Genomic DNA, 18,992 nt, shown 5'->3' on the forward strand with positions numbered 1-18,992 from the left:
GCTGGCGGCTATGCGCTTTGGCTGGTGCCTGACAGCCAGGATTCGACATGCTGGCGCAGTGCAGTGAAGTCCAGCGGCTTGTGCATCAGCGTGCAGCCTTCCGGCAGGCCGCCCTGATCGTGCACATCAGCCGCGCTCATCGCGGTCACCACGATGGTATGCAGGTCGTTGAAGTCGGCATTGGCATTCAGCGAGCGCAGCATGGCAAAGCCGTCCATGCCCGGCATCATCAGGTCGGTAATCACGATGTCTGGCCGCTGCTGGCCGATCTGCACCAGCCCTTCAAAGCCGTTGCAGGCGGTGACGATGTCGGCATCCAGCCCCCAGCCGCCAATCAGCAGGCGGTAGAGCTTCAGCAGGTCCGGTTCGTCTTCGATGATCAGCACGCGCTTGCGGGCCGGCTTGTCAGCCTGGACGGCGCTGTCGGCCTCGGGCTGGATCGCGTGCTGTTTTTCCTGCAGCAGCTTGTCCACCGAGTCACGCGATACGCGGCGGTGGCCGCCGGCGGTTTTCCAGGCGCGCAGCACGCCGCTCTCCACCCACAGCTGGATGGTTCTGAGCGAGACGCCTAGCAGGCTGGCCGCCTCTCGTGTGCTGAGCAAATCGGTCTGTTTGTTTGGCATGGTCATTGTTCCGTTTTTTAATTGTTATCATATTTTGCACAGAATACGACTTTTATCTGGCGAACGGAAAGCGCTTTGCCCGATGCCCCTTTCGACGAAGTTGCCGGCTGTTGCGTGGCAGCTCGTGCGGTTTCAGTGATGCGCGCGGCGCTGGGCGGCCTGCCACAGAAAGCGCAGATTCCCCAGCAGATAGCGCCGCCACAGCCGGCTAGGCTCCTGATACAGACGGAACACCCACTCCAGCCCCATTTCGCGCATCCACACCGGTGCACGCGGAATGCGCCCCGAGTAGTAATCAAACAAGCCACCCACGCCCATCGCCAGCCGGCAGGGCAGTTGCGACTGATAGCGGGCTATCCATTTTTCCTGTCGTGGTGCGCCCATGCCGACCAGCAGCACATCCGGCTGACAGGCGGCCAGATTTTGCAGGATGGCAGGATCAGATTCGAAACCGTGGCAATGTCCGGCAATGCGCAGGCGCGGGTAGTGGCGGCGCACCCACTGGCTGCAGTCGGCGGCGACGCCAGCTTGGCCGCCGAGCAGGAAGACCGACCAGCCTTCGGCCTCGGCCAGCGCCAGCAGATGTGGAAACAGGTCGGTGCCGTTCAGATTGCAGCGCAGGCGCTGGCGGGCAAACCAGGCGGCGGCCAGCTTCACGCCGATACCGTCAGGCAGCACCAGCGGCAGGCGTTGCAGAATCGCCCGATAGTCCGCATCAAGGTTGGCCGCATTCAGGCAGTCGGCATTGGCAAAAGCCACTTGCTGGCAGCCTTGCCGCCGCGCAAGCAGGGTACGCAGACGCAGCATGGCTTGTGGCAGGGTCAGGTTGTCGAGGCGGGTGCCCATGATCTGCAGCGTATTGCCATGCTGGCGGCAACGTGGCAGCAGCCAGCACAGCGCATAGCGCAGCAGTAGTGTGAGGCGTGCGCGCTTGCCGGGGTGGCGGCAAAACAGCAGATCGGCCTCGGCGCTGTCCAGTGACAGACCTTGCCGGCGCAGCAGGCCGCCGGGCGACAGCAGCCCCGGGCGGCGATGGCAGCGGGTCCACGCTGGTCTGGCCTGTGCCTGCCATATCATGGACGGGCCGGTCAGCCGCAGTTGGCCGCAGGCAATCGCGCGCAGCACATCCAGATAGTTGAGGCACCACAGCCAGTGGCCGCGCGGCCAGCGCCGCTCGCAGCGATAGGCCAAGGTGCTTTGCAGCGGGCCATGCAGCCGGATGGTGCGTACACGGCGTAGCGGCTTGAGCCGGCACAGCGGATAGAGCAATGCCCACAACAGGGCGGCCAGCAGGCGTTCGAACAGGGCGATCAGCATGTCTGCATCCTCCAGCCGTGATGGTGGGTATGGCTCAGCAATAAGGGGTCGTCTATCACCAGAATGCAGTGACGGAAGGGGTCGATCACGCGGTTGCCATCGACAATCTTGCGGTACAGATGCATATGGCCGCCGATGTGGCTGCCGGGCAGGATGATGCTTTGGTCGATCTCGCAGTTCTCGCCGATCAGGCAGTCATGGCCGATCACGCTCTGGCGCAGCACGCAGCCGGCCTCGACCCGCACAAAGTCGCCCAGCAACAGCGCATCATCCAGCAGCACGCTTTCGTCGAGTTTCAGATGATGGCCGGCCAGCATCTGTTCGCCGATGCGCCGTTCGTAACGCTGCCAGTGCGGCAGATGTGCGAGCGCCTGCATATGCGCCTCGTAATAGCGCATCACGCCATCCAGCTCGGCCACCGGTTCGACACCGATTTCCAGCCAGGCGTGGCACGGTGCATCTTGTGCCAGGGCGATGGCGACCAGCTGGCGGTCAGGCACGCTGATGCCTTGCAGATGATGCTGGCTGCTGACGGCCAGCATGGCTTGCAGCGAGGCCTGATAGGGCAGGCAATCGAGTGACAGCAGCAGCTCGCGCTCGCTGCGATCCGCCAGCATGCGTTGGCCGGCGAGTGCCTGCATGCTGCTGGCGGCCTCGCAGCCGGTGATTTCGATGCCGAAGGTCTGCGCCTCGTCCAGATCCGGCAAGTCCTGGTCTGGCAGGTGCAGGCTGAGCTTGCCGACCTGCAGTGCGGCCAGCAGGTGCAGAAACTGCTGCCACAGCGAGCGGTTCATGAAGGGCAGGTCGGCGGCCGGGCGGCCGTTGAGCAGGCTGGCCAGCGCGGCATGATGTTGGCCCTGGCAAAGACGGGCGTGCAGGGTATTCATTTCAGTAAGCTCCACGACCGCTGATGACTGCCTGCGGGGTAGCCAGCAGGATTTTCCAGTCGGTCAGCAGCGACTGCTGGCCGATGTAGTCGATATCGAGTGCCACTTGGCCGGCAAAGTCGATATCGCTGCGGCCGCCGATCTGCCACAGGCAGGTGAGGCCGGGCTTGACCCACAGGCGCAGGCGGTCGTGCGGACTGTATTTGGCGACTTCATTTGGCAGCGCCGGACGCGGGCCGACGATGGCCATATCACCGCGCAGCACATTCCAAAGTTGCGGCAGCTCGTCTATCGAGAAGCGGCGGATAATGCGGCCAACCCGGGTGATGCGCGGGTCGCGGCGCATCTTGAACAACACACCGCCGGCCGATTCGTTCTGCTTCAGCAGCAGGGCTTTCTGCGCATCGGCATTGGGGATCATCGAGCGAAGCTTGTACATGCGGAACAGGCGACCGCGCTGGCCGACGCGTAATTGCGAATACACCAGGTTGCCGCCGTCCTCGAGTTTGATCGCAGCAGCAACGGCCAGCAGCAGCGGCGACAGCAGCAAGAGCGCGCTGCCGGCCACGGCAATATCGGTGGCACGACGCAGGCGGTTTTCCAGTGTGCGCCAGAAGTCGGCACGCGGACGAGGCTTGGCAACGGCCGGCTGTTCAAAGCGCTGGCGCATGGCCTGATGGCTGCGGGCAGTCATGTCGGCTTGCAGGCTGGCAGGTAGCGGGGTGGTGGGCTTGGCCATGATTTGCTCCTCGGGAAGTCGCACAGCGTTGTATCACTATTTTGTTTTATATCATTTTTATCATTTTCCAAGATTTATCTGCGGCCAGATCCGGCGCATAGCCCATCGCGGGTGCGGCCAACATTGTCGGCTGCAAAGTCGCGGGTTAAGCTTTCCGTATTAGCCAGACGGGATACCGCATCATGAAAATACCGCTCGCCGACAGTCTTTCCCTGCTGCATGCCTGCGACAGCATTGCGCTGGCCACTCATTCGCAGGCGGTGCCGGGCTACCCCTTTGCCACCGTGCTGCCGTTTGCGCTGGATAGCGCTCACCAGCCCTGGGTGCTGATGAGCGAGCTGGCCGAGCATTGCCGCAATGTGCGGCTGGATGGCCGCGTCAGCATGCTGTTCAACGAATCGGCCGAAGAAACGCTGACCGCACGGCGCATGACGATAGTTGGTGATCTGTACGCGCAGTCACCTGATGCGCTGACACGCCAGCGCCTGCTGCGCTACCAGCCCGAATTCGAGGATTATCTCGAGCTGGGTGATTTCAATTTCTTCCGCCTGCAGCCGCGCCGCGTGCGCTATATCGGCGGCTTTGGCCAGATGGGCTGGCAAGAGGCCGACAGCTGGCAGTGGCTGCCAGTGCTCGACGGTGCGGTGGAGGAGGCGACGCTGGCGATTCTGGCGGCGCAATATCCCGAGCAGCGCTTGCTGGGGGTGGATTGTTTCGGGCTGGATCTGCAGCAGCACGGCCGCCGTCTGCGTCTGGATTTTGCCGAGCCGGTCGGCAGCGGCAATGTGCTGGCGGCCGCCCAGGCACTGCTGAAGGCATAAGGCCAATCAGCTTGCGGCCAAGCTTGTGTCGAGCCGATCTGCAATGACAAAGGTCAAGGCCGCGCCGCAGGCGCGGCCTTGACCTTTGCTACGCGAATACTCTTACCACTTGCCGTGCAGCTTCAGCCACAGCGAGCGTCCCGGCTCGTTGACCCGTGTGCTTTGCGCGTAGCCGGCCACCATCGCGCCGGCCTTGCTGACAAACTCGGCATAAGTCTTGTCAAAGACATTGTCGATGCCGCCGGTTAGCGTCCATTGCTTGCCGGCGCGCCAGCCGGCATGCAGGGCCAGCACGCCCAAGCCGCTGCTGGCGGCGATATCACTGCCGACGATATTGCCTTGGCCTGCGGCAAAGCGGTGCTGCGGCGCAACCAGTCGCCAGTTGCCGCCAAACGCCAGCTGGCCATCATCCCACATCAGCCCCAGATTGCCCTCCAGCGGTGGCGTTTGCGCCAGCGGTCGCTGGTCGCTGCGGTTGTCGCCACGGCTGTAGGCGAGGCTGGCACGTGCCTGCCATTGCGCAGCCAGACGCCAGCTGGCCTCCGCCTCGAAGCCGTAGCGGCGTGCGTCGATATTGCGGGCCTGGCCATCGGACTGGATCAGGATGAAGTCGTCGATGCGGCTCAGATAGCCGCTGAAGCTGGCCTGCCAGTTGCCGTGCTGGTAGCGGCTGCCAAGGTCAAGCTGGCTGTTTTGCTCCGGGCGCAGGCTTTTGCTGCGGTTGCGCTCCCAGTAGTCGGGCGTGCGTTCGGCATGGCCGAGGGCGACATAAGGCTGCCAGCTGCCCCATTGCCCCTCGTAACGGGCAAAGCCGGCGCGGGTGCGGTAGTCCTGTACCGTGCTGGCAAGGTTGGCCGCATCCTGATCGTAACGTGCGCGGGTGTGATCCTGTCGCCAGCCGGCCAGCAATTTGCCGTGGTGGATGGCGCGGCTGCCCTCGATAAAGTAACCCTGGCTGACAAAGCTCTGGTCGGCGACAAAAGCCTTGTCGGCATAGTCGGTGCCGCTGCGAAAGCGGTGGCGGTCAAACTGGTAATTGCTGCCCACAGTCAGTGCGTAGCTGCCCAGCGCCAGATCGGCCTCTATGGCGGCGGTGTCGGTCTGGCGATCGGGATTGCTCAGCCGGCGCATGGCGGCGGCGGTGCCGTTACGCAGGCTGAAATTGTCCATGATGTGATCGACATAGCTGCGGCCAGCCTGCAGCCGCACCGCTTCCAGCCACGGGCTTATCGCTTGTTGCTCCAGCTTGAAGGCAAAGGCATCGCGGTCGAACTGGCTGCCATCCATCATGCGGTCGGCGTAGGCGGCCTCGCCACGGCTGCGGTCGGCAGTCAGGCTGATGCGGGTGTAATCGGCCGGGGTAAAGCCGACGGTCAGCGTCTCGCTGCGCCGCTCGAAGGCCGAGTGCACGGCCTTGCCATCGCCATCGTGATAATCAGCGCCACGGTTGTGGCTGAGCATGGCGCGGACATAGGCCTGCTCGTTGCCGGCACTGGCTTCGGCAAAGGCATCCAGCCGGCCGCGGCTGCCGGTCAGCACGCTGAGCTGGCCCTTGCTGCCGCCCTCGGCAAAGCGCGGCTGCTCGCGGCTGAAATTCACCGCCCCGCTGATCAGCGCGCTGCCATAACGCACCGACTGCGGCCCCTTGATGATGTCGATCTTGTCGTAGGCATCAGGAAAGATATACGCGGTTGGCGGGTCCATGCGGCCGCCGCAGCCACCGTACAGATAGTCACCATCGGCCAGAATCGCCAACCGCGAGCCGCCCAGCCCGCGCAAGAGCGGGTCGCCACTGGCGCCGCCTTTGCGGATCACGCTGATACCGGGCACGGTTTTCAGCAGGGCGGCGCCATCGGGTGCGGCCACCGGCTGTGCGGCCTGTTGCGGGTCGATCTGGCTGTGCAGCGGCCGCACGATGTGCGGTGCAGTAACAATGATGGCATCGAGCTGAGTTGGCGCTTGCTCGGCCCAGGCCTGGCCTACAGCCAGGCTCAGGGGCAGCATCAGCAATATGGTTTTCGGCATGAGGGCTATCCGCACAAGAAAACCGCAATGCTAGTAGGGGATAGGTCCAGCCGGAATGTGGCATTTTGTCGCAGCAGTCAGGCGGCGAGGCTGGCTCATCGCCGCAGCCGTGGTTTGCGCAAAATTCAAACAAGTGTTTTACTGTATCGAGATCAAGCTCGGCCAACACGGGCAAACGCACACACGAGGAATCCCACCATGCTGCACGGCCAACCCCGCAAAGTCGCCATCGTCGGCGCCAACCGTATTCCGTTTGCCCGCTCCGGCACCGCCTACAGCCAGCTGTCCAACAGCACCATGCTGACCGACACCCTGAAAGGGCTGGTCGACAAGTGCGGCCTGCAAGGCAAGCTGCTGGGCGAGGTGGTCGGCGGCGCGGTGATGAAACATGCGCGCGACTGGAATATGGTGCGCGAATGCGTGCTGTCCAGCGGCCTGCACCCGCATACGCCGGCCTACGACATCCAGCAGGCCTGCGGCACCGGCCTTGAGGCCACCATCCTGATTGCCAACAAGATTGCGCTGGGCCAGATCGACGCCGGTATTGCCTGCGGCACCGACACCACCTCGGACGCGCCGGTGGCGGTCAGCCGTGGCCTGCAGCGCGCGCTGATGGACATCAACGCCGCGCGCAGCACCGCCGCCAGGCTCAAGCTGCTGCCGCGTCTGCTGAATCCGGCCAACCTCAAGCCCGAACTGCCGGCCAACGCCGAGCCGCGCACCGGCAAGAGCATGGGCCAGCACGCCGAGTTGACCGCCCAGCGCTACGGCATCAGCCGCCAGGCGCAGGACGAGCTGGCGCTGGCCAGCCACCAGAAGTTGGCCGCAGCCTACGACCGCGGCTTTTTCGACGATCTGGTGATGCCTTATCACGGCCTGACGCGCGACAACAATCTGCGCGCCGACAGCAGCCTCGACAAAATGGCCAAGCTTTCGCCCGCCTTTGCCCGTAATGGCGGCAGCATCACTGCGGCCAACGCCTCGCCACTGACCGACGGTGCCTCGGCGGTGCTCTTGGCCAGCGAAGACTGGGCGCGAGCCAATAATCTGCCGATTCTGGCCTACATCACCGCCGGCGAAGTCGCCGCCGTCGACTACATCGACGAGCGCGAAGGCCTGCTGATGGCCCCGGCCTACGCCATTCCGCGCATGCTGCAAAAACATGGCCTGACGCTGCAGGACTTCGACTTCTACGAAATCCACGAAGCCTTCGCCGCCGTGGTGCTGTGCACGCTGGCCGCATGGGAGTCTGACGATTTCTGCCGCAACAAGCTGGGCCTGTCGGCCGCGCTGGGCAGCATCGATCGCAGCCGTCTGAATGTGAATGGCAGCTCCATCGCCGCCGGCCACCCGTTTGCAGCCACCGGTGGCCGCGTGGTGGCCACGCTGGCCAAACTGTTGGCCGAAAAAGGCAGTGGCCGTGGCCTGATCAGCATCTGCGCCGCCGGTGGCCAGGGCGTGACGGCGATTCTCGAACGCTAAGGCTTTGCGGCCAACCCTGGCTATAGCTGGCCAGCATTGCCGCCCGACAGGCTTTCGGCTAGAATCCGCCTCCTGTCTGTGCCCGAGTGGTGAAATTGGTAGACACAAGGGACTTAAAATCCCTCGGCTTCGGCTGTACCGGTTCGATTCCGGTCTCGGGCACCAGACAACACAAACAACCCGCTAACGAGCAATCGTGGCGGGTTTTTTGTTTGCCTTGGCGTAGCCGTGCACGGCTTTACCTTTGTGCCTTGCCATGTTTTGATGCCGCTTTTGAGAAGTGCGGGAGAGAACCATGCGTTATGGCAAGGCGGGCGGGCTGGTTTACAGCACCGAACATGGCCAGATGTGTCCGGCCTGTCGTCAGCCGCAGGCTGCGTGCACCTGTGCCCAGGCGGTGCTGCCCAAGGGCGACGGTGTGGTGCGGGTGGCGCTGGAGCGCAAGGGGCGCGGTGGCAAGACGGTGACGCTGGTGCGGGGCGTGCTGTTGCTGCCTGACGAGTTGGCCGCACTGGGCAAGGCCTTGCGTAGTGCCTGTGGCAGTGGCGGCACGGTGAAGGACGGCGTGATCGAGGTGCAGGGCGATCATGTCGATCTGCTGCTGGCGCAATTGCAGCAGCGTGGCTTTAGCACCAAACGCGGTTGAGGCGGTTGCCTGACAACCAGCCGGCCGCTAGCGCTGGTCTGGTAGTTTGAAACTGTCTATCTGTTGTTCCAGTTGTCTGGCCATGCCGTTGACCTGCTCGGCGGTGGCGGCCAGCTCTTCGCTGATCGAGGCGTTCTGCTGGGTGGCGCTGTTCATCTGCTGGATGGCTTGCGAAATGTGGCTGACGCCATCGGCCAGCTGCCGGCTGGTTTCGCTGATCTCGAGCACCAGTGTTGAGGTCTGGTCGCTGCCGCTGGTGATGTCCTGCAGCGCTCGGCTGGCGGTTTCGGCCTGGCCAAGATTGCTCTGGGTCGCCTCGGCAATACTGTTGGCTATCTGCAGGCTGCGGTCGGCCAGCTTGCGTACTTCTACTGCGACCACGGCAAAGCTCTTGCCATGCTCGCCGGCCCGCGCCGCCTCGATGGCGGCATTCAGCGCCAGCAGGCCGGTCTTGTAGGCGATATCGTCCACCAGCAGGATTTCACGGTTGATGTCGCGCAAGCGGCTGACGGTTTCCTGCATGATTTCCTGCCCGCGCTGGGCATGGCTGGCGGCCTCGCTGGCGATGCGGGCGGTGCTGCTGGTGTTTTCGTTGGCCAGCATGATGGACGTGGCCATCTCATCCAGCGCACTGGCGCTTTCTTCCACGCTGTTGGCGGTGTTTATGCTGCTTTGTGCGAGCAGTTGCGAGCTGTCGGTCAGCTGGCCGGCCGCGGCGACCAGCTGCTGGCTGGCTTCCTGGACATGCGCCAGCGTGGCGGCCAACTTGCTGCTCATCTGGTTGATGCTGTCCTGGATGGAGCCGCGCGGGGCCGGCAGTGGCGGGCTGCGCAAATCACCGTCGGCGATACGGGCCAGCAGCTTGCGTGCGGCACGCGGGTCGTTGCCGATTTCACGCAGTAGCTGGCGCGACAGCAACAGCAGGATGCCGAGACTGACAATGACCAGTGCCAGCAGGGTACTGCCTGTCCACAGCAGGGTATGGCGGAAGGCATCGGCCTGCTGCTCGTCGTGCCTTGCACTGGCGGCCAGATGGTGTTGCAGCAGTTTCTCGCTGGCTTCATCGAGCATGCTGTTGCTGGCGCGATCGACACCGCGCAGGCGCTGGTCGATTTCCTTGCCGATCTCTGCACGCTCAGGATCAAAGTCGAGCAGCGTCTGCTGGTACGCGCTGTTGAGCACTTTCATCGACTGGCGGATGGCGGCAATGTCGATATCACGAATGCCCAATTGCGGCAGACGGCCTTCTACCTCTTGCAGCAGCTTGTCGGTCTCGGCACTTTCTTGGTCAAACTGCTGGCGATAGCGGCCAAAGGCCTCGAGATTGTTGCCGCGCAGCAGGATGTTTTTCCATTCCTGAACCTGTATCTTGAAGTGCACCTGGGCGGTACGCAGCGTCAGCATGCTGTCGTTCAGGCTATTGATGCGCTGGCTTTCACTGCGAATCTGCTGTTCCAGCTGGCCGAGTTGATGGTAGTTGAGCGCACTGGCCAGCATCAGGGTCAGCAGTAACAGGGCGCCGAAAAGCGACAGACGTTGTTTGAGCGTCAGGGCCATGATTGCACTCCGTCATCGGCAAGCCGAGGGGCTGCCGGTGGTGATTTCATTTTTTATAGTTTTTCGGGAGGCGTATGTCACTGCATCCGCAACTGGCGAATTGGCTGGCGCAAATCAATCTGATTACGGCGCAAAGGTTGGCCGCAGGCCAAAAGCTGACACCGATAGGTGCGCGCGAGGCGCTGGCACGGCTGATTGCCGCCTATGTGCCGGCCGGCCCCGAGTTGCCGTGGGTGAACGAGACCATGGTGGCGGGTGACTATGCGGTGCCGGTGCGCGTTTATCATCCGGCACCGGACGAGGCGCTGCCGGTGCTGCTGTATTGCCACGGCGGCGGCCATATGGCGGGCAGTGTCAGCAGCTACGACCCGCTGTGCCGGCGGCTGGCGAAGCAACTGCGCCACGTGGTGGTGTCGATCGAATATCGCCTCGCGCCCGAGTGCCGCTACCCGGCGGCGCGGGATGATGTCGCCACGGTGCTGCGCGGCTGGCAGTCTGCCTTGCAGGCGCTGGGAGTGCGCTTTGCCGCTGGTGCGCCGGTACTGGCCGGTGACTCGGGCGGCGCGGCATTGGCTGCCACGTTGGCGCAGAGGGCTCAGCGCGATGCCAGCCTCGCCATCAGCAAGCTCATGCTGATTTACCCTAGCGTCGATTACCGCATGGTGTTGCCGTCGGTGAGCGCGCTGGGTCAGGGCTATCTACTGGAAGCCAGCCGCATGGCCTGGTATTTCGATCATTACTTCGCACCGGATGCCGACCGTCTCGCCGCCTCGCCCTTGCTGGGCGACATCACTGCAGATCATGTGCCGACGCTGATCCTGACAGCCGGCCTCGACCCCTTGCGCGACGAGGGGGCGGCCTATGCGCAGAAGTTGGCCGCAAGCGCGGTGGCAGTTAGCCATCACTGTGCCGAAGACATGATTCACGCTTATCTCTTGCTGGAAAGCCTGGTGCCCGAAGCCTGCGACAGGGCGTATGCGCAGATGGCGGCCTTTGTGGCCGCTTAATCCAGTGTGCGGCGATAACTCTTCACGCTCAGCAGCAGCACCACCAGCATGAATAGCACGATTGGCCACAGCTGCGGCCACAGCAGCGCGAGGCCGTTGCCCTTCAGCAGGATGCCCCGAACCAGTACCAGAAAATGGGTAAGCGGCAGCAGCTGGCCGATGGCTTGCGCCCATTCCGGCATGCCGCGAAACGGGAACATGAAACCCGACAAAAGCATGGATGGCAAAAAGAAGAAAAAGGTCAGCTGCATCGCCTGCAGCTGATTGCGCGCCATCGCGCTGAAGCTGATGCCCAGCGTCAGATTGGCGAGGATGAACAGCAACACCACCGCGTACAGCAGGGCAAGGCTGCCCAGCATCGGCACCGCAAACAGCCAGCGTGCGGCCAACAGGATCAGCGTGACCTGGATCAGCCCGATCAGCACATAAGGCATGATCTTGCCGGTCAGCACCTCCAGCGGCGTGGCCGGCGTCGCCAGCAGGGTCTCGAAGGTGCCGCGCTCGCGTTCGCGCGTCATCGCCAGCGAGGTCATCATCACCATGGTCATGGTCAGGATTACCCCCATCAGCCCAGGCACGATGTTGTAGGCGCTGATGCCTTCGGGGTTGTAGCGGCGCTGTACCTGCCATTGCACCGCCGGCTTGCCCGCGCTGTGGTGCAGCGCCGGATAGTCGGCGGCCAGCACCTGATTGCCAAGATGGCTCAGCGCCGCCAGCGCGCTGGAGGTTGCCGCCGGGTCGGTGGCGTCGGCCTCGACGAGGATGGCCGGCGTCTGGCCGCGCACGATCTGGCGGTGAAAGCCGGGCGGAAAAGTCAGCACGAATTGCACCTCGCCGCGCTGCAGCAGCTCGGCAGCCTGTTGTTCGCTGACCGTGCCGTGTATGGCGAAGTAGTTGCTGTTCTGCAGCGCCGCCACATAGCTGCGGGCAAAAGGGTCGGCCTCGGCCTGCACGATCGCCGTCGGCAAATGGCGCGGGTCGCTATTGATGGCAAAGCCGAACAGCAAGAGCTGGATCAGCGGAATGCCGACCACCATGCCGAAGGTCAGGCGGTCGCGTCTGAGCTGGGTGAATTCCTTGATCAGGATGCCCAGCCAGCGGCTGAAGGAAAATCCGCGCATCTCAAGCCTCCATCGGGTCGCTAGCGCTGTTCATCAGATGCATGAAGGCATCTTCCAGAGAAGGCTCGGCCGGCGTCAGCATCAGTGCGTGTTGCCGGCAGAACGCCGTCAGGCTGGCCGCCAGCGTGGCATGGTCACGGCCGCTGATGTGCAGGGTGTTGCCGAAGCTCGCGACCTGCTCGACCGCCGGCAACTGGCGCAGCTGGCTGGCCAGCAGGCTGTCATTGTGCGGCAGCGCAATCTGCCAGGTGGCCAGGCCTTGGGCGGCGATGATGTCGGCGACGCGGCCGTGGGTCAGCAGCTTGCCGTAGGCGATATAGGCAAGGCGATGGCAGCGCTCGGCCTCGTCCATATAGTGGGTGGACACCAGTACGCTGATGCCGCGCGCGGCCAGACGGTGGATTTCCTCCCAGAAGTCGCGCCGCGCCTTGGGGTCAACCCCGGCGGTCGGTTCGTCCAGCAGCAGTAATTGCGGCTGGTGCAGCAGGCAGGCGGCCAGTGCGAGGCGCTGCTTCCAGCCGCCGGACAGGGTGCCGGCCAGCTGCTGTTGCCGCCCGGCGAGGCCCAGTTCTTCCAGCGTCTGCGTCACGCGTTGCTTGCGGTCCGGCACCTCGAACATGCGGGCGACAAAATCGAGATTCTCGCGCAGGCTCAGGTCTTCCCACAGCGAAAACTTCTGCGTCATATAGCCGACGCGCCGCTTGATCTCGCCGCTTTCGCGCAGCACATCAAAGCCCAGACAATGGCCGCTGCCGCTATCAGGGGTCAGCAGGCCGCACAGCATGCGGATGGAGGTCGTCTTGCCGCTGCCATTGGGGCCGAGAAAGCCGTAAATCTCCCCGCGGCCAACTTGCAGCGCCAGATTATTGACCACATGTCGCGGGCCGAAATGCTTGTTGAGGCCGCTGACATCGATAACCAGCTCGCGTTCAGCCATGTCCGGCCTCCGCGCTGATATCTACCGGCTGGCCGGGTAGCAGTCGCGCAGCATCTTTGGCATCCGGCCGTGCCTCGACGCGGAAAACCAGCTTGTCGCGCTGGCTGCGGTTGTACAGCTGTGGCGGCGTGTATTCGGCCTGTGGCGACAGATAGTCGATGCGGGCGCTGAAGGGTTGGCCGCAAGCCTCGCAGCTGACACGGATACGGCTGCCGGGGCGGAACTGGGCCAATTGCGGCTGGGCAACATAAAAACGCACCAACCGGCCATCGTCGGGCAGCACGCTGAGCACCGGCTGGCCGGCAGCCACCCATTCGCCGGGGCGGTAATAGCTGTCAAACACCACGCCGCCAGCCGGCGACTTGCCTTCGCGCTGTGCCAGCAGCCAATCCTGGCGTGCGCGATTGGCGGCGCTGGCACTGGCATCGGCACGGGCGGCGCGTACTTCGGCCGGGCGGCCGATCTGCTGGCGCGCCAGCTGCAGCTGGGCGCTGGCGGCTTCGCGCTGGGCGCGTGCCTGCTCAAGGCCGCTGCGGGCGTTGTCCAGCACCGCATTCGAAACGAACCCCTGCTTTGCCAGCTGTTGTTGTCTTTGCAGGGTCTGGCTGGCCAGCTGTTCGGCGGCTTGCGCCGCGGCAAGGTTGGCCGCCAGTGCCGCCAGCTGCGGCTGGCGCTGGGCGCTGTCCAGATTGTCGGCACGGGCGTTGGCCGCCTCGCCTTGCGCGCGGGCGATTTCGCTGGCGTAGCGCTCGTTATCGGCGCTGAGGCGGAACAGCAATTGCCCGGCGCTGACGTGTTGGCCTCGCGCTACCGGCAAGTCTTGCAGATAGCCGGCAAGCGGGGCGGCAAGGTAGCGGTATTCGCCTTCGATATAGCCGGTGAGGGTGTCTGGCGGGGTGGGTGCTGGCGTACAGGCTGCCAGCACAGGCAGGACCAGCAGCAGGGCGTTTTTCATGATGCAGCTCCGGTGGCGGGCTGTGCGTCATGGCCAGCCTGTGCTGATTATGTCATGTCATCCCTCGCCCTGCCTTTGCGAGCGCGCAAGAAAAAAGGCGCGAAGATTCGCGCCTTTGGGGATTGTTGCGGCCAACTTAGCCGAGGAACTTGATGATGTTCCAGATCGACAGGCCTGAGATCAGGATGCCGACGATGAACATCAGCGCCCGCGCCGGCAGATAGCGGGTGGTGTAGGCGGCCAGCGGCGCGGCAATCATGCCGCCGATCACGAGACCAGCGATCAGCTGCATCTGCTCGAACACGCCGATAAACACCGCAAACGAAGCCGCACCAGCCACCGACAGGAAGAACTCGGCCGCATTCACCGAGCCGATCACAGTGCGCGGCGTGCCGCCACGGCCGATCAGCGAGGTGGTAACGACCGGGCCCCAGCCGCCGCCGCCAATGGAATCCAGTGTGCCGCCGAGAAAGGCCAGCGGGCCGATGCGCTTGGGTTCTTTGCGTTCGCCGATTTTCTGCATCGCCTTCAGCAGGATGTAGCCGCCCATGATCAGCAGATAGCCGGACACCAGCGGCTTGATGATGGCCACATCGACATAGGCGAGGATGGCCGCGCCGAAAATGCCGCCGAGCACGCCCGGAATCACCAGACGCTTGAACAGTGCCTTGTCGATATTGCCGAATTTCAGATGCGACAGGCCGGAGGCACCGGTGGTGAAAATCTCGGCCAGATGAATACCGGCACTGGCCGCGGCCGGTGGTACGCCAACCGAAATCAGCGCGGTATTGGCGGTGACGCCATAAGCCATGCCCAGCGCACCATCAACGATTTGCGCGGCAAAGCCGACCGCGATGAAGGTCCAGAACAGCGGGTCGGATGTCCAGCCGGCCGCCGTGATGCTCAGATGGGTGGCCGCTTCGCCAAGATGCAGCACGCCGGCCATGTGAATCAGGGCGGCGGTGGCAACAACAGCGAGGACGGAATAGAACGTCCAGTGACGGCGCAAGCGATGGAGCATGGTATGGGCCAGATGCGTGAATGAGGCTGCAGTGTAGCTGGCCTTCTTATGCTTCAAAATCTTGATTTGTGCTTTCTTTATCATGAATTTGCATAAGTTGGCCGCTGTTGCAAATGCCTGTTTTCATTGCCTATCCAGCCGGCATGGCGGGGGCTTGGTACGGATGTGGCAGATGTGGCCGTCGGTACGGTAGCCAGTCGTGCGCTGCTGCCGTGCAACAGGTATCATGCCGGGTCGCGGCTTGTGGGCGCAGGCAGGGAATATTTTCGCCGCGATCAGGATCCATCTCCCTTGCCTATGCTTTTTTCTGTTTTGAAATCAATATGATGAAGTTTCTGGATGCCAGCCCGGCCGGGCTGGACGAGGCGGCCGCCATTTTGCGGGACGGCGGCCTGGTCGCATTGCCGACCGAAACGGTTTATGGCCTGGCGGCCGATGCGGCCCAGCCAGAGGCTGTACGCAAGATTTTTGCTGCCAAGGGCCGGCCGGCGGATCATCCGCTGATCGTGCATGTCGCGCATCTGGATGATCTGGCGCACTGGTGTGCCGAGGTGCCACCGCTGGCGCGACAGCTGGCCGAGGTTTTCTGGCCCGGCCCGCTGACGCTGGTATTGCCGGTGGGTGACAAGGTGACACCGCTGGTGACTGGCGGCCAGCCGACCATCGCCGTGCGCATGCCGGCGCATCCGGTGATGCTGGGCGTGCTGCAGCGGCTGGGTAGTGGTCTGGCCGCGCCATCGGCCAATCCGTTTGGCCGCATCAGCCCGACCACGGTCGAGCACGTGGCGCAGGGCTTGGCCGAGCGTATCGACGCCGTCGTCGATGGTGGTGCCTGTGGTGTCGGCATCGAATCGACCATTCTGGATCTGAGCTCGGTGCAGGCGGCGATCTTGCGCCCGGGTGCGATTACCGCCGAGATGCTGGCACCGTATCTTGAGGTGCAGCAGCAACCGGCGCGCGAGGCGCCGCGTGTGCCGGGCGCGCTGGCGTCGCACTATGCGCCGCGCACGCCGACTTATCTGTTTGCCGATGCCGCCGAAGCGGCGGCGCTGATGGCCGCTACCGGGGCGCAGCGCGTCGGCGTGCTGTCGTTTGCGGCCAACCCTGTGCCGGCGCATTGTCACTGGACTTTGCCGGCCAGCGCCGAGGATTGCGCACGCGAGCTGTATGCCTTGCTGCACGAGGCGGATCTGTCGGGCTGTGATCTTTTGCTGGTCGAACGCTTGCCAGAGTCCGACGACTGGCTGGCGGTGCGTGACCGTCTCAATCGCGCAGCACTGGCCGCGCCGGCGCTGTGATTGCCTGTGATTCAGTAAACAAGAAAGGGAGCCGAGGCTCCCTTTCTTGTTGGCAAGGTTGGCCGCAAGGCTGGCGGCCAACCTTGTTCAAGCCTTGTTGCTGGCGGCTTCGCGTCGCGCCGGCCACAAGGGCTGCTTGCGCTGGCTCAGCATCACCCCGGCCAGAATCAAGCCGCCACCCAGCCAGTGGTAGCCGTGAATGGTCTCCCCCAGCAGCACGCTGGCGAGCAAGGCGGTAAACAGCGGCAGCAGATTCATGAAGATGGCGGTGCGATCGCTGCCAAGGCGTTGCAGACCCTGCATCCAGAAATAGGCGGCCAGAATCGACGAGGCAATGCCGGCAAACAGCACCAGCGGCCAGGCGGCTGGCGCGATCGCCAGCGATTTAGCCGTACTTGCCAGCGGCAGCAGCACCAGCAGGGCCAGCAGGATCTGCACATACAGATTCAGCCACTGGCCAAACGGCGGCGACCAGCGCTTGAACAGGATGCCATACAAGGCATAGGCGCTCGAGCCGATCAGCATCAGGCCGTCACCGGGATTGATGCCATGCGCCAGCAGACTGGCCGGATTACCCTGGCCCAGCAGCCACAGCACGCCAGCCAGCGAGACCACCACGCCGATGGCGCTATTACCGCTCATGCTCTGGCGAAACACCACGGTATTCAGCAGCAGGCCCAACAGCGGAATCAGCGCGCAGATCACCCCCATATTGGTGGCGGTGGTCAGATGGGCGGCGTAATAGGCGAGGCACTGGTAGGCAACCATGCCCAGCAGGCCCAGCACGGCAAAGCGCGGCAGCCACGGGCGAATGGCAGCGCGCTGTCGCCACAGCGGAAGCAGCATCAGCGGTGTCAGCACCAGTGCGGCCAACAGCCAGCGATAAAGCGAGATGGCGGCAGGGTCCAGCACGCTGGCGGCGGCCTTGGATACCACGGTATTGCCGGCCCAGATCAGGACGGCAAACAAGGGAAACAGCATCGGCATGGTAGGCTCCGGTAAGCGATGGCTGCCAGTGTAGGGCTGACTGTTTTGCGATGTATAATGATTTTCAGACATAAACTGTCACGAAACCGGACAAGATGCACGACTACCTGCCTGCCGATCTGGCGCTGCCCGAGCCAGCGCCCATGTATTTCCGCTACGCGCAGTTTGCGGCCAACACCGACTACAGCGCGCATGTGCATCCGTGGGGGCAGCTGAACCGCATCAGCGTCGGGGTGATGAAGTTCACCTTTGCCGAGGAAGAGTGGCGGGTACCGGCGGACTATCTGGTGTGGATTCCAGCCAATGTCAGCCACGGTGCGCATATCCGCGAGGCGATGGATTACCAGTCGGTGTATCTGTCGGCCGAGGTGGCGGCATTATTGCCGGCCCGGCCGTGCCAGATCCGGCAAAGCCCGCTGATTCGTGCCTTGCTGGACGATTTTTCGGCGCGCAGCGTGCAACAGGCCAGCAACGAGCTGGACAGTCTGCAAGCCCGGTTGTTGGCCGCACATCTGCAAAGCGCGGGTGCCGAGCAGCGTTATCTGCCCGACAGCCGCGACCGCCTGCTGGCTCCTTTGCTGGATGCACTGCGCGAGCGGCCGGGTGATACCACCAGCCTGTCGCAATGGGCACAGCGGCTTTACAGTACCGAGCGCACCCTGGCGCGGCGTTTCGAGCGATTGCTGGGCATGAGCTTTGTACAATGGCGGCAGCGCGCACGGCTGCTGCAGGCACAGGTCTGGTTGCAGCAAGGGCGTAAGGTGGGCGATATCGCCGCCGAGCTGGGCTATGCCGGTGCCTCGACCTTTATCGCGCTGTTCGTGCGCGAGCTGGGGCAGACGCCACAGCAGTATCAGCGACGTTGCCAGCATCTGGCACGCGCTTTGCCGTAAGATCCGGCCCGTCCGGACGACTGATCACCACAGGGCTGCACGGGGCAGCAAGGAGAACACAATGCAAGCAACAGCAACATTCGGCGGTGGCTGCTTCTGGTGCACCGAGGCGGTATTCCAGCAATTGCGCGGCGTCAGCGATGTCAGCAGCGGCTATGCCGGCGGCGAGGGGGATGCGCCAAGCTACGAGGCGGTCTGTCGCGGTAATACCGACCACGCCGAGGTGGTGCAGCTGCAGTTTGATGACGAGTTGATCAGCTATGCCGATCTCTTGCGCATTCACCTGACGACCCACGATCCGACCACGCTGAACCGGCAGGGGGCAGATCAGGGAACCCAGTATCGCAGCATCATCCTCTATCACGACGAGGCGCAGCTGGCGACGGCCAGAGAAGTGCTGGCCGAGATGGCCATGCATTTCAGCGAGCCCATCGTGACCGAGTTGGCCGCGTTCCGGCAGTTTTACCGGGCTGAAGAACATCACCAGAACTACTATCGCGACAACCCGTATGGCGGCTATTGCATGGCGGTGATTGCGCCGAAACTCGCCAAATTCCGCCAGCTGTTCAGCGATTATCTGCAGCGTTAAAGATGTCGCCAATCAATAGCTTGCTGCCGTTTAAGTGAAATGCAAATGTGGCCCGGTGGAGGATAATGCCAATATCTGAACGGAGGA

18 protein-coding genes and 1 tRNA gene are annotated in these 18,992 nt (G+C 63.5%); 8 read left to right on the top strand and 11 right to left on the bottom strand.

The window, feature by feature from the left end; genetic code table 11:
* Positions 1-8: 8 nt before the first annotated feature.
* The 4 genes from ACZ9W6_RS04340 to ACZ9W6_RS04355 form a co-directional block, all read right to left on the bottom strand.
* Positions 9-623 (bottom strand): response regulator, encoded by a 615-nt coding sequence (locus ACZ9W6_RS04340; protein WP_465189858.1) that lies wholly within the window; start codon positions 621-623, stop codon positions 9-11.
* Between the two features lie 132 nt (positions 624-755).
* A complete protein-coding gene (locus tag ACZ9W6_RS04345; RefSeq protein WP_465189859.1) occupies positions 756-1,940 on the bottom strand; it encodes a WecB/TagA/CpsF family glycosyltransferase in 1,185 nt (394 codons plus the stop codon).
* Positions 1,934-2,827 (bottom strand): GlgC family sugar phosphate nucleotidyltransferase, encoded by an 894-nt coding sequence (locus ACZ9W6_RS04350; protein ID WP_465189860.1) that lies wholly within the window; start codon positions 2,825-2,827, stop codon positions 1,934-1,936. Before ACZ9W6_RS04350 ends, ACZ9W6_RS04345 begins: the two co-directional genes overlap by 7 nt.
* A 1-nt stretch (position 2,828) precedes the next feature.
* On the bottom strand, positions 2,829-3,566 hold the full coding sequence (locus ACZ9W6_RS04355; protein ID WP_465189861.1) for a sugar transferase: 738 nt from the start codon (positions 3,564-3,566) through the stop codon (positions 2,829-2,831).
* Positions 3,567-3,748: 182 nt separating this feature from the next.
* Between ACZ9W6_RS04355 and ACZ9W6_RS04360 the strand changes: the two genes are divergently transcribed.
* Positions 3,749-4,387 carry a HugZ family pyridoxamine 5'-phosphate oxidase gene (locus ACZ9W6_RS04360; RefSeq protein WP_465189862.1) on the top strand — a complete coding sequence of 213 codons (639 nt, stop codon included), beginning with the start codon at positions 3,749-3,751 and terminating at the stop codon, positions 4,385-4,387.
* Positions 4,388-4,489: 102 nt separating this feature from the next.
* Here ACZ9W6_RS04360 and ACZ9W6_RS04365 read toward each other — a convergent pair whose 3' ends face one another.
* Positions 4,490-6,412 carry a TonB-dependent copper receptor gene (locus tag ACZ9W6_RS04365; RefSeq protein WP_465189863.1) on the bottom strand — a complete coding sequence of 641 codons (1,923 nt, stop codon included), beginning with the start codon at positions 6,410-6,412 and terminating at the stop codon, positions 4,490-4,492.
* Between the two features lie 198 nt (positions 6,413-6,610).
* On the opposite strand from ACZ9W6_RS04365, the gene ACZ9W6_RS04370 reads away from it, so the two are divergent.
* The 3 genes from ACZ9W6_RS04370 (at position 6,611) to ACZ9W6_RS04380 (ending at position 8,540) form a co-directional block, all read left to right on the top strand.
* Positions 6,611-7,894 (top strand): acetyl-CoA C-acetyltransferase, encoded by a 1,284-nt coding sequence (locus ACZ9W6_RS04370; RefSeq protein WP_465189864.1) that lies wholly within the window; start codon positions 6,611-6,613, stop codon positions 7,892-7,894.
* An 80-nt stretch (positions 7,895-7,974) separates the two neighbouring features.
* Positions 7,975-8,059 (top strand) — tRNA-Leu (locus ACZ9W6_RS04375).
* Between the two features lie 130 nt (positions 8,060-8,189).
* Positions 8,190-8,540, top strand: coding sequence for a translation initiation factor Sui1 (locus ACZ9W6_RS04380; protein ID WP_465189865.1), 351 nt, complete (start codon positions 8,190-8,192; stop codon positions 8,538-8,540).
* Positions 8,541-8,567: 27 nt separating this feature from the next.
* Here the strand turns inward: ACZ9W6_RS04380 and ACZ9W6_RS04385 are convergent, their stop codons facing one another.
* On the bottom strand, positions 8,568-10,097 hold the full coding sequence (locus tag ACZ9W6_RS04385; protein ID WP_465189866.1) for a methyl-accepting chemotaxis protein: 1,530 nt from the start codon (positions 10,095-10,097) through the stop codon (positions 8,568-8,570).
* A gap of 74 nt (positions 10,098-10,171) precedes the next feature.
* Here ACZ9W6_RS04385 and ACZ9W6_RS04390 point away from each other — a divergent pair, with 74 nt between their 5' ends.
* Positions 10,172-11,104, top strand: a complete 933-nt coding sequence (locus tag ACZ9W6_RS04390; RefSeq protein ID WP_465189867.1) for an alpha/beta hydrolase — start codon at positions 10,172-10,174, stop codon at positions 11,102-11,104.
* Here ACZ9W6_RS04390 and ACZ9W6_RS04395 read toward each other — a convergent pair.
* From ACZ9W6_RS04395 to ACZ9W6_RS04410, 4 genes are all read right to left on the bottom strand, one after another.
* Positions 11,101-12,225: an ABC transporter permease gene (locus tag ACZ9W6_RS04395; protein ID WP_465189868.1), complete on the bottom strand. Its 1,125-nt coding sequence runs from the start codon at positions 12,223-12,225 to the stop codon at positions 11,101-11,103. The two genes, ACZ9W6_RS04390 and ACZ9W6_RS04395, sit on opposite strands and share 4 nt — an antisense overlap.
* 1 nt (position 12,226) lies before the next feature.
* The gene (locus ACZ9W6_RS04400) at positions 12,227-13,162 is read right to left on the bottom strand and encodes an ABC transporter ATP-binding protein (protein WP_465189869.1); all 936 of its coding nucleotides are present in this window, start codon (positions 13,160-13,162) and stop codon (positions 12,227-12,229) included.
* On the bottom strand, positions 13,155-14,117 hold the full coding sequence (locus ACZ9W6_RS04405) for an HlyD family secretion protein (RefSeq protein WP_465189870.1): 963 nt from the start codon (positions 14,115-14,117) through the stop codon (positions 13,155-13,157). The genes ACZ9W6_RS04400 and ACZ9W6_RS04405 overlap by 8 nt, the downstream gene beginning before the upstream one ends.
* 136 nt (positions 14,118-14,253) lie before the next feature.
* Positions 14,254-15,138, bottom strand: coding sequence for a sulfite exporter TauE/SafE family protein (locus ACZ9W6_RS04410; protein WP_465189871.1), 885 nt, complete (start codon positions 15,136-15,138; stop codon positions 14,254-14,256).
* A gap of 323 nt (positions 15,139-15,461) precedes the next feature.
* Here ACZ9W6_RS04410 and ACZ9W6_RS04415 point away from each other — a divergent pair, with 323 nt between their 5' ends.
* Positions 15,462-16,436, top strand: coding sequence for an L-threonylcarbamoyladenylate synthase (locus ACZ9W6_RS04415; RefSeq protein WP_465189872.1), 975 nt, complete (start codon positions 15,462-15,464; stop codon positions 16,434-16,436).
* Positions 16,437-16,523: 87 nt separating this feature from the next.
* Here ACZ9W6_RS04415 and ACZ9W6_RS04420 read toward each other — a convergent pair whose 3' ends face one another.
* Entirely contained in the window at positions 16,524-17,423 is a 900-nt protein-coding gene (locus tag ACZ9W6_RS04420; RefSeq protein ID WP_465189873.1) for a DMT family transporter, read from the bottom strand.
* A 95-nt stretch (positions 17,424-17,518) separates the two neighbouring features.
* On the opposite strand from ACZ9W6_RS04420, the gene ACZ9W6_RS04425 reads away from it, so the two are divergent.
* Both ACZ9W6_RS04425 and msrA read left to right on the top strand, forming a co-directional pair.
* Positions 17,519-18,316, top strand: a complete 798-nt coding sequence (locus ACZ9W6_RS04425; RefSeq protein ID WP_465189874.1) for an AraC family transcriptional regulator — start codon at positions 17,519-17,521, stop codon at positions 18,314-18,316.
* A gap of 61 nt (positions 18,317-18,377) precedes the next feature.
* Positions 18,378-18,905 carry a peptide-methionine (S)-S-oxide reductase MsrA gene (gene msrA / locus ACZ9W6_RS04430; RefSeq protein ID WP_465189875.1) on the top strand — a complete coding sequence of 176 codons (528 nt, stop codon included), beginning with the start codon at positions 18,378-18,380 and terminating at the stop codon, positions 18,903-18,905.
* Positions 18,906-18,992: the final 87 nt, after the last annotated feature.

Source organism: Vogesella lacus, from assembly GCF_979366295.1.